This is a genomic window from Prosthecobacter sp. (assembly GCF_014879935.1).
Lineage (GTDB): Bacteria > Verrucomicrobiota > Verrucomicrobiia > Verrucomicrobiales > Verrucomicrobiaceae > Prosthecobacter.
Genome location: NZ_JACSRD010000226.1, coordinates 27365 through 40104 on the forward strand (window position 1 = coordinate 27365; position 12740 = coordinate 40104).

Below are 12740 nucleotides of genomic sequence, written 5' to 3' on the forward strand. Positions count from 1 at the left end.
AAAGAGGCTACCAACAGGCGTTCATGCGCATCATCTCCTCCTTAGAGTCCAAATTCGGCCGGTTCGCGATCCCCGGCCTGGTGCAGATCATCGCGATCCTGCAGTTGATCGTGTTTCTGCTTCTGCGTTACGGCCCGGTGGAGACCAGGGAAGGGGTGCTGACGGCCTTGGTGCCGGATTCGGGCAAGATCCTGTCCGGCCACGTCTGGTTGCTGCTTTCGCACGTGCTGGTGCCATCATTCAGCAGTGCGTTCGCCTGCCTTTGCATCTCTTCCTTCAGCCTGTGGCTGGGACGTGTGCTGGAGGAGGCATGGGGCGCGTTCCGGGTGAACCTGTATGTCGGCTGGCTGGTGCTGAGCCTCGGAGTCTGGAGCATCTTCTTCGGCTTTCCGCTGAGCAGCTACTGGCTGTTCAACACGCTGATCTTTGCGGTGGCGGCACTGATTCCGAACGAGGAGATCCTGCTGTTCTTCATCATCCCGCTGAAGATGAAGTGGATCGCGCTGCTGGATGCGGGGGCGATGTTTTTCATGTTTCTGGGCGCACCGTCAGCGATCCTTTTGATCGTGTTCGCGAATCTGAACTTCCTCATCGTGTTCGGACCGCACTTTGTGAAGATGTGGCTGCAGCAGGGGAAGGTGGCGGCCCGGCGCGGGCGGTTTGAATCAGCGAAGATTCCGCAGGACACGTTTTTCCATCAGTGTTCCGTCTGCAAGAAGACGGAGCTGGATGATCCGCATCTGGACTTCCGTGTGCTGGACTCCGGAGATGAGATCTGCAGCGCCTGCCGTGCGGCACGCAATGGAGGCTGACCGCCATGGCTGACAAGCTGGCCGACGAGTTCTTGATGTTCATGGAGTCCGAGCGGCGTTCGTCGGACCGCACGGTGACGAACTACGAGCTGGCACTGCGGCAGTTCCGCGAGTGGCGGGAGCCGTTCAAAGGCTGGGACAAGCTCACGGCGGATGATTTCCGCGCGTTTCTCTTCGATTTGATGAAGCAGGAACGCGGTCGTGCGACGATCCGGCTGCAATTCGCCGCCCTGCGCAGTTTTTTCAAATGGCTGACGCGTCGTCGTGGCTGGAAGACGAATCCGCTGCTGGAGGTACAACTGCCAAAACGCGAGAAAAAGCTGCCGGTGGTGCTCACGGTGACGCAGATCGACCAGATGCTCAATCTGCCGCTGACGATGGAGAAATCGAAGCGTGACGCGGTCTGGGCACCGGCGCGTGACGCGGCGATCCTGGAGATGTTTTACAGCACCGGCATGCGCCTGAGCGAGCTGGTGGCGCTGAATGTGGAGGACATCGACACCTACACGGAAACGGTGCGTGTCCTGGGCAAAGGCAGCAAGGAGCGCATCTGCCCCGTGGGCAGCAAGGCTCTGGAGGCGGTGCAGCGCTATCGCATGCAGGCGGGCGTGCATGCTGGGGCGTTGTTTCTGAGCAAGCTGCGGCGGCGCATCACCGGTCAGGCGGTGGGGGATGTGATCACCAAATACTGGCAGGCGTCAGGGCTGCCGGTTCATCTGACACCGCACAAGCTGCGGCACAGTTTTGCCACGCATCTGCTGAACAACGGCGCGGATCTGCGCAGCGTGCAGGAGCTGCTGGGCCACGCGAGCCTTTCGACGACGCAGATCTACACGCACGTCTCCACGCAGCGCATGAAGGAAGTCTATGAGGCCGCGCACCCGCGGGCGTGACAGGCTCACTTCGCCTTCACCCACTCGGCGATGGGCTGCACGGTGTGCGCAGGCGCCTCGGCGGCGGTGGTGAAGGTGATGCAGAGGCTCTGCGGGCCTTTGGCTTCTGGAATCGTGGCCTTGAGGATGTTGACCTTCTCCTTGATCAAGTCACGCGCCTGCTCGCTGGCGGCCTCCGGCGGCGTGCCCGTGGAGAAGGTCGCGCCCTGGGGCGAAACAATCGTGGCAATCAAAGTCTTCCCACCCTGGGTGAGCTTCGCCGTGGCTCCATCCGCGGCGATCTCCGCCTTCGTCTGCATGTTCCAGACGAGCGGCTTGGTGTTCTTCACCTGCAGGTCATCCTGGATGACCAGATAAGGAGCGGCTCCGCGCACGACCATCACTCCGCGATGCACGTCTTTCGCATCCTTGGAGTAAGCCTTCGACATGTCGATCACGGCGACGCCTCGTTCCGGCGCCGAGGCGCTGATCAGCACGCCTGCGCGAGCCTCCAGGTCCTGATTGTCGCCGAAGCTGAGGGTGTTCTGGCCCGCGGTGCCTGCCAGGTAATACTCAAAGCGTTTGGTGCGGTCCGCGCCGGGTTTGACCTCGTAGCCAGAAACGCGGTCACCTTCCGAGCCGAGCTCGATGCCCCAGCGCTGGCCCGCTGCATCGAGAACAAAGCTGCCAATGTCGAGCTGCGCTTTGTAGTCGCGATTGTCGCCGCCTTTGACGGCGAAGAACAGGTCGTCCTTGTTCCAGCCGGAACGAACGGTGGCGACGAAACCGCCCGGCATGGCGTACTCCAGGCTGTCAGCCGTGCCCTGGCCCGCCGCGTGCGGGTTGTAGTAGATGTAATTGCCCGCGCTGCCGAAGAAGGCGCTGTTCACCGCCATTTTCGCGCCAGCGGTCACGGCCGGGATGCCGGGATTGCCATGAAGGCCGCACAGCCAGGTGGCGATCCACGGCCGGCTGCCGGAGTTGGTCGCGTTGTCGCCAAAGTTGAAGGGCTGGCCGGTCGGGCCATAAAGATGCATGCGTGCCACGGCGAACTGCGGAATGCCCTCCAGCATCGAAAGCCCGAGGTCCTTGCCAGTGGCGCTCCGCAACGACTGGATCACCATCGCGGCGTAGTCCATCACGGCATCGCCCGCGGACATGCCTTCAGGCCACACACCCGCAGGGGCGAAGCGCTGGATGCCTTCGCCGAACACTTTCGCACCAGCAGCCGCGGCTTTCTTGGCGAGGTTGATGTCCTCATCCGCGAAACAGATCGCAGTGAGCAGCAGCGCCGAAGCTGCGGCCATCTTTTCCCGTCCTGGAGGAATGTCGTCCCCCTTGGCAGGCGGGCCTTTGGCTTTGCCCTTCGCAGGAGCCTTGCTCGGCGCGGTCTGACCGCCGGAGACACCTTTGGTCGATTCCGGCACCGGTTCGTCATCAATGTGGGCCACCAGGGCATCGATGCCTTTTTGATCCAGGAAGGTACGGATGTCGGTGGCCTGCTGGGCATTGAAACCATCGCGGAACCAGTCGTAGGCCAGGCAGACGGCGATCACCATGTCTGAGACCGCGTCGCTTTCCTCGGGATGCCAGTCGCGGAAGTTCGACTTGTCGCATAGCAGGATCGCCTCGCGCACCGCCCGTTCCTTCCACTTCAAATCGCCGTCACCATAATGCAGCGCCGCCAGCAACCCCATGCGGTAGATGGCGCGGGAGCCCTCGCTGACCTGGCCGCGAATCTCCCCGTTGATGCGGTTAAGCTCGGGGTCCTTCAGCAGTTCCTCACCAGAGGCTTTCAGGTTCTCCATCAGCTTTGCCAGCACCGGATCGGCGGAGATCTGACCTTTGATGGCGGCCCAGCCGGCGGCGTTTTGCAACAGACGCGGACGCACCTTGGCAATGCCGCCGAGGTAGTCATTCGCTGCCGGTGCCTTGAACTTCGATACGGGGATCACGGTGATCGCCGGACGTGGCGGCGCGGGCTTGCTGGCGACCTTCGCACCGCCTTTCGGTGCGGCGGCTGGAGCGGCGGGCGCCGCAGGTGCTGACGGTGTGGCGGCCGGAGCTGCGGGAGCGCCCTGCATGGCGGCGTAGCGGGCTTTGGCGTATTCAAAATCGGCCGGGATGAGGCTGGCGATCGGCACGTCGAACTCCTTGCCGTCCTTCATCTTGATCTTCACCGTCTTCGCCACGGCATCGACGGAGACAAAGGCCGCCTCGATCTGCTTGCCCGCCGTGTTCGTCCACATGCGGAATTCTTCAGCAACTTGGGCGCTGGCAGGAGCGATGGCGAGCAGGCCGGAGACAGCGAGAGCGAGCAAACACGAGGTGGGTTTCATGGCAGGAGAGGCGGTGGAAGGCTAAAGCAGCCTTTTGCAGTGGAATGGTCAAGCCTAAACGCAGCGGACACGGCGGAGCTTGGCGGAATCCTCCCTCAGGCCTGAGTTGCCGTCACCAGGACCAGCCGGAAGCGTCCATCGTAGCGACCGCCCGCGTGGCGGTTGCAGCAATGCAGGCACGCGGTGGGCCGGCGGAACTTCCGAACACGATGCACCACGGTGCGGCAGGCCGGACAGGTGTAGCTGAGCTTCCGCTCCACCTCATTGCGCGGCAGCGGCAGGCGATGCTGCGCCTTTTCATCCGGAATGCCGAGATCAGCGCACGCCAGACGCCATTCACGGCCATGCGGCTCGATCCGGCGGCGTCCGCTGCGATGGTAGGCGATCAAATGCGCCAACTCATGCTTCAAAGTGCGCTCCACCTGGCCCTCGAACTCCCGCAGACGCGGATTCAGCTCGATGGTCCAGCTCGGATACCGCGCATAACCCGCCGTGCTGCGCAGACGCGCATTCCAGGCCACTGTGACCAGCTTCGCCCCGCCGGGCAGCTCCAAGGCATGCAGCATGGCGCGCGCCTGCTCCTCCAGCGACTCATCGCGGCCATCCGGCACCGATTCGTCACCCGATTCATTCGATTCCGGCGGCTCCACCGGCGCCAGCTCGCGCACCGATTGAAACGGCGTCCACAGCGGTGCTGCGGAGAAGTCGAAGCAAAGCTGGGAGAAATCGCGCATGCTCACTTCTGCTTCTTGGGCTTCACCTGGTGCTCCTGCTGGCTGAGCGCATACGTCATGTCCGGAGCCACGGATTCGAGGATGAAAACATTCGCGCCGATCGTGCTGCGGGCACCGATGACCGTGTCGCCGCCCACGATGGTGGCATTGGCATACACCGTGACGTGGTCTTCGAGCGTCGGATGACGCTTCTTGCCACGCAGCGCCTGGCCCGCGGCCAACGAACGCGCCACGAGGCCCACGCCTTGATACAGCTTCACATGATTGCCAAGCGTCGCCGTCTCGCCGATCACCACACCTGTCCCATGATCGATGAAGAAATGCGTGCCGATCTCGGCGCCAGGATGAATGTCGATGCCCGTGCGCCCGTGCGCCCATTCCGTCATCATGCGCGGAATCACGGGAACGTTTTCTTTATACAGCACATGTGCCGTGCGCTGGATCGCAATCGCTTCGAGCCCCGGATACGCGAGAATGATTTCCTCAAAGCAACGCGCGGCCGGATCGCCTTCATACGCCGCCTCGACGTCCGTCTGTAAAAGCGACCGCACTTCCGCCAGCCCCATCAAAAAGCGGCATACCAGGCCCGACACCTCGGCATCGCGGTTTTCCGTGGCTCCGTTGAGCCGCAGGCTGCGCCGTACTTCCACGTTCAGGCGTTCGCGGATGCTTGAGACGAGTTCGTTCGTCATCACCTCCAGTTCCTGCGACGACACCGCCTCTTCCGAGAAGAACCCGGGAAACAGCAGGTGCAGCAGGTCCTCGCACAACGTCGCGATGGCGCGCTTGGAAGGCAGATTGCCGCAATCGACATGATTGATCCCGCCCACCTCGCAGTAGGAGGCCATGAGGCTGGTGACGATTTCGTTTTGGCGGCAATCCATGTGCGCACAGCGATACCGTGCCGCGAGATGGATTCAAGCGCCGCGGCGGTGAGAATGCTGTGAATAAGTCCGCGGTTGTCTGAGTGATCGGATCAAAACGGGATCGGCTTTCCGTTCTCCACCACAAACCGAACGGGAATCTTCGGGTTGTTGATGTCTTTCCCACCGGACTCATGCCATTTGCATTCCCATTTCGTAAAGTAGGGGTCAAGCTGTTCTGCAGCCATGCGATAGAGAGCTTTCAACTCTATCCCCTCGTAGATGGCGAAAACCCAGCCCACCTGCCGATATTTGCGGATGATGGTTGGGTTCATGTGATGGTGAGTGGAGAAGCTTTTGGTGAGCAGCGTGTTCACCGATTTGAGTTCATACTCGTTGCCATGCTCATCCACTGCATCATTGCCCTCACGTTTGCCAAGGCATCGCAACCCGGTGAGGATCAGGACTTGGAGCAGCTTGCCACCGTTGTCCTGGAAGATGTCGTTGATGCCATGCTTGGTGGCGAGGTCTTGCAGTTCGCGGATGGCAGGACGCAGACGTTCAAGCCGGGCTTTGTCGGGGTGGGCTTTCACGCCTTGCGCTCCCGGATGAGTTTTTCGAGCGGCATCTCCAGCGCTTGTGCGAAGCGTTCCATGTTGTCGATGGAGATGTTGCGCTCTCCGCGTTCGACAGAACCGACGTAGGTTCGGTGCAGGCCGCACAGATCCGCTAAATCTTCTTGCGAGAGTCCCTTGGCGAGCCTCTGCTCCTTCAGATTTGCGGCGAATCGCTGTCGGGCGTTGGGTTGCGGCATGATGTCGTGACCAAAGCCGGGTTGATGCTTATGAATCTACAGACTATAAGTGGCGCAATGTTGCTGACACACTCAGAACCCATCTATCAGACAAACCACGGCGCGGCCTACTGCGGCGACTCGCTGCGACTGCTCGCGGAGCTGGAGGACGGCAGCATCGATCTCGTGATGACGAGCCCGCCATTCGCCTTGCTGAGGGAGAAGGAATACGGTAACAAGCAGCAACATGAATATGTGGCCTGGCTGGCTCAGTTCGCACGGCTGGTGAAGGACAAGTTGAAGGAAACTGGCAGCTTCGTGCTCGACCTCGGTGGCGCTTACGAACCAGGACAACCAAGCCGCAGTTTGTATCCCTTCCGCGTGCTCATCGAGTTCTGCGACAACCTCGGTTTTCATCTCGCGGAAGATTTTTATTGGTACAATCCCTCGAAACTCCCCAGCCCCATCGAATGGGTGAACAAGCGCAAGCTGCGGGCAAAAGATGCGGTGAACACGGTCTGGTGGTTCAGCAAGACACCCTGGCCCAAGGCAAACGTGTCAAAGGTGCTGGCGGAATACAGCGACCGGATGAAAAAGCTCATCGAAGATCCCGCCGCCTTTTACACGCCAAAAAAGAGACCTTCAGGCCACGACATCAGCGCTAGTTTCGGCAAAGACAACGGTGGTGCCATTCCTTCCAATCTGCTTCAAATCCCAAACTCCGAGTCCAACGGCTGCTACCTGCGCGGCTGCAAGGCCGTGGAAGCCAAAGGACATCCCGCCCGCTTCCCGGCAAAGCTGCCGGAGTTCTTCATCCGCTTTCTCACCGAGCCGGGAGACGTGGTGCTGGACATTTTCGCAGGTTCCAACACCACCGGCCAGGTCGCTGAACGGGAAGGTCGTCACTGGCTCGCCTTCGAGGAACGACTCGATTATCTGGCCGCCAGTTCCTTTCGCTTCTTCGGCGAAACCGCGACCGAGCATGATCTTGTTCATGCTTACGATGCCTTGATGGCTGGTGAAGCCGTGGATTTCCGTCGGGCTGTTTACTCTTCCGGGACAATCAACGGTGGATCTGTTGTCAATGCGACTGACAGCAAACGTCATCACGCGGAAAACGTCGAACAAGGTTTGTTGTTCTTGCGAGAGGAAGCCGTAGCAGGGACACCACTGCGGTCACGAAAAGAGGTGAAGTACCAAAAGCAAAAGCTTCAGCGTCAGAAGCGGTCCAGCCTTCGTGACAAGTGAAGCTTTGTGCTCCATAAGGAGCTGTCTTGCTTCCGTCTCTCAACCAGCTCAAACTTCCCGATCCCTGGCAGCACCAGGCGGTGAATCTGCTGCGCACAGGAACGGATGTGGTCGTGAGCGCGCCGACGGGTGCGGGGAAGACGTACATCTTTGAGCTGCTGCATCAGGGACGGCATCTGCAGGGCCAGGCGATCTACACGGTGCCGACGCGGGCGCTGGCGAACGACAAGTATGCGGAGTGGAAGGAGGCGAAGTGGAACGTGGGCATCGCCACGGGTGACATCGCGGAGAATGTGGACGCGCCAGTCGTGGTGGCGACGCTGGAGACGCAGCTCGAGCGTCTCGTGCGCGGCGAAGGGCCGGCGCTGCTGGTGATCGACGAGTATCAGATGATTTCGGATCATGCGCGCGGCGCGAATTACGAAGCTGCTGTCGCACTGGCTCCGGCGGAGACGCGTTTGCTGCTGCTCAGCGGTTCGGTGGCGAATCCGGAGGATGTCGTGGCGTGGATGCGTTCGTTGAATCGCAAAGCCGAAGTCGTGGCGACGCGCGAGAGGCCCGTGCCGCTCGAGGAAGCACCCGTTGAAACGCTGCCGCAGCGTCAGCGGCAGTTTGAGAACTACTGGCCGCGTTTTGCAGCGGCGGTGATGCTCGCGGATCTCGCGCCGTTGCTCATCTTCGCACCACGTCGCAAGGAGGCGGAGTCAATCGCACGACGTCTCGCCGCCGACTTGCCAATGGGCGATCCGCTCGATCTCACGCCTGAGCAGCGTGCAGTGTGCGGCAAGGATTTGGCGACGTTGATCGAGAAACGTATCGCGTTTCATCATAGCGGATTGTCATACGGCGCACGCGCGGGTGTGATCGAGCCATTGGCGAAGGCGGGACAGCTCCGCGTGATCGTGGCGACGATGGGACTGGCTGCTGGCATCAATTTCTCCGTGCGCAGCGTGCACGTGGCAGGTACAACTTTTCACGATGGTCGCAGCGAGCACAAACTCGCGCCAGATGAGCTGCTGCAAATGTATGGCCGCGCGGGACGACGTGGGCTCGATGACAAGGGCCACGTCATCACCAGCCGCGACAGTCCTTCCATCTTCGATGCGCGGCCCGCGCGGCTGCACCGCAGCGCGTTGCTCGCATGGCCGATTTTTCTGCGCGTGATGAAGCACGCGGCGACGACGCAGGAGAATCCCTTTGAGGCGGCGAAGCATTTCTCCGAACGACTTTTCGCCAAAGTGCCGCCGTTGCTCGGATTGGAGGAACTGGAGCCCAGTATCACACATCCGCAGTTGGAACACGCGAAGGCCTTGTTCGGACTCGAAGCGACGGAGAAGCAGGTTTTGAACTCGTTTGGCGAATGGGAGCGCAAACACAAACACGCGCTGCAACGCATGCCGCTGAGCCGCGTGCATGGCACGCTCGCCGTTCCGGCCTTCGCGGCGAAGTTTGCGCATGGCATCGGACGCGTGGGAAAGATTCGTCGCGAGAAAGAAGTGACCTATGGCGTCGAGATCAGCCTCGGCACGCCGGAGGGAGATCTCATCAAGCCCACCAAGTCGATTCGTCGTCTGCTGAAGCTTTCGAGGAAGATCGAGACTGTGCCGCTGGAAGAAATCACCGTGCTGCATGCCGGCGAGCTGGCGAAGGCGATCCTCGCGAATATCGAAGAGGTCATCCAAGACGTCGCGCCGGAGTTCATCGGCACAATTGCGAAAGAGAACCTCGTGTTTGCCTGCTTCGATCTCGCTCCAGTGGAGGTGATGGCTTACGAGGACGGTCATGGAGCGCTGCTCTTTGCACCACAGGAGCGCAGCATCGTCGTGAAAAACGAAACAGGCGTCCACACGCCCGAAACCACCACGACCGATCGCGAGCCACGCATCGGATCGCCGATTCACGCGTGGCGCACGCTGGGTCTCATCGATGCGCACGGCGTGCCGACGCGGCGCGGCGAGATTTTCAGTTTCTTCCAGCACGGCGAGGGCCTGGCCGTGGTCGCGGCGCTCGAAGACGAAAGTTATCCTGCGGATGATCTCGTGCATCACATGGCGAACCTGCGTAGCGGCTCGAAGTTCGATCTGCCGCTCGATTGTGGCTCCGAACGTCTCGCCGCCGTGTGCCGCGGCACTTACGGCTTTGTCAATCATCATGGCTATCTCGAGAACGGCCTGCCGGTCGATTACGGCGAGGGCGCGGCGGAGTTGCTCGATGCCATGCTGCATCCGGAACAACCCGGTGCGCAGGATTTGAAGGCCGACATCGCCGAGGGCGACATCTCACGCGCCTACGTCGAGTGGCTAAGCCTGCTGCGCCACATCACGCACGCACCGGATCATCCGTGGAAGCGCTGGATGGCGCTCAAGGAAGCCGCGAAAGCGGTGTTGAAGCATCACACCAAAACGCTGCGCCACTTCTTCCACCTCGACCTGCCGCCGCTGACGAACAAGCAGAAGCACGGCAAGACGCGGCATTATTTGATGGTGAAGTGAGCGGTTGAAGACACGCATGAGCGCCAGATAGTGGTCCGCACAGTCCTCTGTGCGGCGCAACGAGCGCCACCTGACGTCCAAATCCGCACAGAGGACTGTGCGGACCACTTTTCTCACGCCATGTCGCTCACTGCACTTCAAAACGCCCGTCCTGAAACCGCCATTGTGCTTGGTTCCGGCCTGGGGGCCGTGGCGGAGGCGTTTGGAACCAAGGAATGGGGGTCTCCCGACCCGCGAGAGGGAGGGGGACAGCTGCGTAGCCGCGAAGCGAATCCCCCGCTCCTTGAAGTGCCGTATGCCGACGTGCCCGGCTTGAGTGCCTCGACGGTGCCGGGGCATGCCGGGCGTTTCGTTTTAGTGCGGCATCACGACAAGCCGGTCCTGATCGCGCAAGGGAGGCGGCATTTGTATGAAGGACTCAGTGCCGCCGAAGTCACGGCGGGCATTCGTTTCATGTACGAGATCGGCGTGAAGCGCATCGTACTCACGAACGCGGCGGGCGCGATTCATGAGTCGCTGCACGTCGGCGGTCTGATGCTCATCACCGATCATCTCAACCTCCAGGGCACCACGCCGCTGCTCGGCGGACCGAACTTCCACGACATGAGCGAGGTGTATTCGCGGCCGTGGGCGGAACGGTTTCACGCCGCAGCAGTGGAGATCGGTTTGAAGCTGCACGCGGGCGTGTATGCCGCGCTGCTCGGCCCGCAGTATGAAACGCCCGCCGAAATCCGCATGCTGCGCACCCTTGGCGCCGACGCCGTCGGCATGTCCACCGTGCCCGAGGCGATTCAAGCCCGCGCCCTCGGCATGGAAGTCGCCGGCATCTCCATGCTCACCAACTGGGCCGCCGGGTTGAGGCCACAGACACTGCATCACGCCGAAGTCGTCGAGGTCGGCAAGACCGCGAGTTTGTATCTGGCGAGGCTGTTGAAGGCGGTGGTGTGAACGCTATTGATCGCCTTTCCTCCGCAGGCTGAACGCCAGCAGATAACTCAGGACAACAGGAACGCCCAGAATGGCGAATACGCGAGGGAACATCCATCCCAGCGTCTCTCCGAGCTCGGGAGCCCGCAGCATCATGGAGAACGCTAACGAAATGACAGTTGCGATCACGAAGGCAGTGATTGTGTATCCGCGCAATCTGCATGCCTTGGCATCGAGAATCAGCAACGACGGGACTCCGAGGAAAATTTGAAACTTGGCAACGACAAGCAGCAACAAGATGCCACCGATGTATTCACCTGCGTCTCCCGATTCAACACGATTGCGATCAGGTCGCATGACATGATCTGCGATCACCATTACTGACGTGCCCAAAAAATACGCGGCAGGGAATGGCAACAAAAGCAACCGAATAGCCCGAATCACAAAACGCATCGGGCTTTGTTGGCTCATGAGTTGCTTGCTGGAACGTTTCGCTAGCAACAAGCGCTCGCCTTTTCCTTGTTGCAGGAATGGTCACAGCAGGGGCTGAGGGGGACGCCGTTCATGGCCTCGGGAGCTTCGAGGTCGGGATTGGGCTCCAGGGGAGCGAGGCCGAGGTCGCGGAGGAGTTTCATGTCCTCGTTGGCGCGCGGATTGGCGGCGGTGAGGAGTTTGTCGCCGTAGAAGATGGAGTTCGCACCGGCGAAGTAGGCGAGGGCCTGGGCTTCGCGGCTGAGGTTCGTGCGGCCAGCGCTGAGGCGCACTTTGGCCTTCGGCACGGCGATGCGCGTGACGGCGATCATGCGGACGAACGAGAAGGCATCGACGACTTCGTTGTCGCCCATCGGTGTGCCTTTGATGGGCATGAGGGCGTTGATTGGAATGCTCTCGGGCTGCGGATTGAAGTTGGAGATGACTTCCAGCATCTTCAGGCGGTCGTCGATGGTCTCGCCGAGGCCGAGGATGCCGCCGCAGCAGACGGACATGCCGGCGTCCTGCGCGTGGCGGATGGTACGCAGGCGGTCTTCAAAGGTGTGCGTGCTGACGATGTTCGGGTAATGCTCCGGCGAGGTGTCCACGTTGTGGTTGTAGGCAGTGACGCCGGCTTCCTTGAGGTCGGCGGCTTCTTCCGCGCCGAGTTCGCCGAGGGTGACGCAGACTTCCATGCCGAGCTTGGAAACGTCGCGCACGATGTCGAGCACCTGGTCGAATTTTTGCGTGCCTTTGCGCACGCCTTTCCAGGCTGCACCCATGCAGAAGCGCGTGGAGCCGTTCGCACGTGCGGCGAGGGCACGCTCCATGACCTGCTCCTTCGGCATGAGTTTTTCCGCCTGCACGCCGGTGGTGTAGCGGGCGCTCTGGGCGCAGTAGCCGCAGTCTTCGCTGCAACCACCGGTCTTGATGCTGAGCAGGGTGCAAAGCTGGACCGAGTTGTCCGTCCAATGCTCGTCATGCACGGCGCGGGCCTGCTTGAGGAGGTCAAAGAAGGGCTGGTGATAGATGCGGTGAAGCTCGGCGAAGGTCATGGAGGGGAAATTCGGCCCGGACAGTGGCCGGAAACGGACCGGATGCACGGGGAAAGTGTGTGCTCAGGGCGCAGCGTCGGCAACATCGCCCCGGCACTCATTTTGCTTTTGAACTGGCCGCCGCAAACAGCTAA

Annotated in this window: 12 protein-coding genes; 5 read left to right on the plus strand and 7 right to left on the minus strand. The window is 61.1% G+C overall.

Features of this window, described 5'->3' with window-relative positions; translation table 11 throughout:
• Positions 1-23: 23 nt before the first annotated feature.
• Positions 24-812 (plus strand): hypothetical protein, encoded by a 789-nt coding sequence (locus IAE77_RS26290; protein WP_294233250.1) that lies wholly within the window; start codon positions 24-26, stop codon positions 810-812.
• Positions 813-817: 5 nt separating this feature from the next.
• Positions 818-1705, plus strand: coding sequence for a site-specific tyrosine recombinase/integron integrase (xerA, locus tag IAE77_RS26295; protein WP_294233253.1), 888 nt, complete (start codon positions 818-820; stop codon positions 1703-1705).
• Positions 1706-1710: 5 nt separating this feature from the next.
• Here the strand turns inward: xerA and IAE77_RS26300 are convergent, their stop codons facing one another.
• From IAE77_RS26300 to IAE77_RS26320, 5 genes are all read right to left on the minus strand, one after another.
• Positions 1711-4023 carry a heparinase II/III family protein gene (locus IAE77_RS26300; RefSeq protein WP_294233256.1) on the minus strand — a complete coding sequence of 771 codons (2313 nt, stop codon included), beginning with the start codon at positions 4021-4023 and terminating at the stop codon, positions 1711-1713.
• A gap of 95 nt (positions 4024-4118) precedes the next feature.
• Positions 4119-4757 (minus strand): SprT family zinc-dependent metalloprotease, encoded by a 639-nt coding sequence (locus IAE77_RS26305; protein WP_294233258.1) that lies wholly within the window; start codon positions 4755-4757, stop codon positions 4119-4121.
• 2 nt (positions 4758-4759) lie between these two features.
• Entirely contained in the window at positions 4760-5641 is an 882-nt protein-coding gene (gene epsC / locus IAE77_RS26310) for a serine O-acetyltransferase EpsC (protein ID WP_294233260.1), read from the minus strand.
• Between the two features lie 92 nt (positions 5642-5733).
• Complete coding sequence (locus IAE77_RS26315) at positions 5734-6213, minus strand: hypothetical protein (RefSeq protein ID WP_294233263.1); 480 nt, start codon at positions 6211-6213, stop codon at positions 5734-5736.
• The gene (locus IAE77_RS26320) at positions 6210-6434 is read right to left on the minus strand and encodes a helix-turn-helix transcriptional regulator (protein ID WP_294233266.1); all 225 of its coding nucleotides are present in this window, start codon (positions 6432-6434) and stop codon (positions 6210-6212) included. Before IAE77_RS26320 ends, IAE77_RS26315 begins: the two co-directional genes overlap by 4 nt.
• Before the next feature lie 6 nt (positions 6435-6440).
• Here IAE77_RS26320 and IAE77_RS26325 point away from each other — a divergent pair, with 6 nt between their 5' ends.
• From IAE77_RS26325 to IAE77_RS26335, 3 genes are all read left to right on the plus strand, one after another.
• Positions 6441-7661: a site-specific DNA-methyltransferase gene (locus IAE77_RS26325; protein ID WP_294233269.1), complete on the plus strand. Its 1221-nt coding sequence runs from the start codon at positions 6441-6443 to the stop codon at positions 7659-7661.
• Between the two features lie 26 nt (positions 7662-7687).
• Positions 7688-10153 (plus strand): DEAD/DEAH box helicase, encoded by a 2466-nt coding sequence (locus tag IAE77_RS26330; protein WP_294233272.1) that lies wholly within the window; start codon positions 7688-7690, stop codon positions 10151-10153.
• Between the two features lie 120 nt (positions 10154-10273).
• Positions 10274-11101, plus strand: a complete 828-nt coding sequence (locus tag IAE77_RS26335) for a purine-nucleoside phosphorylase (RefSeq protein WP_294233275.1) — start codon at positions 10274-10276, stop codon at positions 11099-11101.
• A 3-nt stretch (positions 11102-11104) separates the two neighbouring features.
• Here the strand turns inward: IAE77_RS26335 and IAE77_RS26340 are convergent, their stop codons facing one another.
• Together IAE77_RS26340 and bioB are read right to left on the minus strand one after the other, a co-directional pair.
• A complete protein-coding gene (locus tag IAE77_RS26340) occupies positions 11105-11551 on the minus strand; it encodes a hypothetical protein (protein ID WP_294233277.1) in 447 nt (148 codons plus the stop codon).
• A 23-nt stretch (positions 11552-11574) separates the two neighbouring features.
• Complete coding sequence (gene bioB, locus IAE77_RS26345) at positions 11575-12606, minus strand: biotin synthase BioB (protein ID WP_294233280.1); 1032 nt, start codon at positions 12604-12606, stop codon at positions 11575-11577.
• Positions 12607-12740: the final 134 nt, after the last annotated feature.

Excerpts from the sequence above, each read along its gene's own strand:
- IAE77_RS26290 (WP_294233250.1), top strand. The coding sequence starts at position 24 with ATGCGCATCATCTCCTCCTTAGAGTCCAAATTCGGCCGGTTCGCGATC.
- xerA (WP_294233253.1), top strand. The coding sequence starts at position 818 with ATGGCTGACAAGCTGGCCGACGAGTTCTTGATGTTCATGGAGTCCGAG.
- IAE77_RS26300 (WP_294233256.1), bottom strand. The coding sequence starts at position 4,023 with ATGAAACCCACCTCGTGTTTGCTCGCTCTCGCTGTCTCCGGCCTGCTC.
- IAE77_RS26305 (WP_294233258.1), bottom strand. The coding sequence starts at position 4,757 with ATGCGCGATTTCTCCCAGCTTTGCTTCGACTTCTCCGCAGCACCGCTG.
- epsC (WP_294233260.1), bottom strand. The coding sequence starts at position 5,641 with ATGGATTGCCGCCAAAACGAAATCGTCACCAGCCTCATGGCCTCCTAC.
- IAE77_RS26320 (WP_294233266.1), bottom strand. The coding sequence starts at position 6,434 with ATGCCGCAACCCAACGCCCGACAGCGATTCGCCGCAAATCTGAAGGAG.
- IAE77_RS26335 (WP_294233275.1), top strand. The coding sequence starts at position 10,274 with ATGTCGCTCACTGCACTTCAAAACGCCCGTCCTGAAACCGCCATTGTG.
- IAE77_RS26340 (WP_294233277.1), bottom strand. The coding sequence starts at position 11,551 with ATGAGCCAACAAAGCCCGATGCGTTTTGTGATTCGGGCTATTCGGTTG.
- bioB (WP_294233280.1), bottom strand. The coding sequence starts at position 12,606 with ATGACCTTCGCCGAGCTTCACCGCATCTATCACCAGCCCTTCTTTGAC.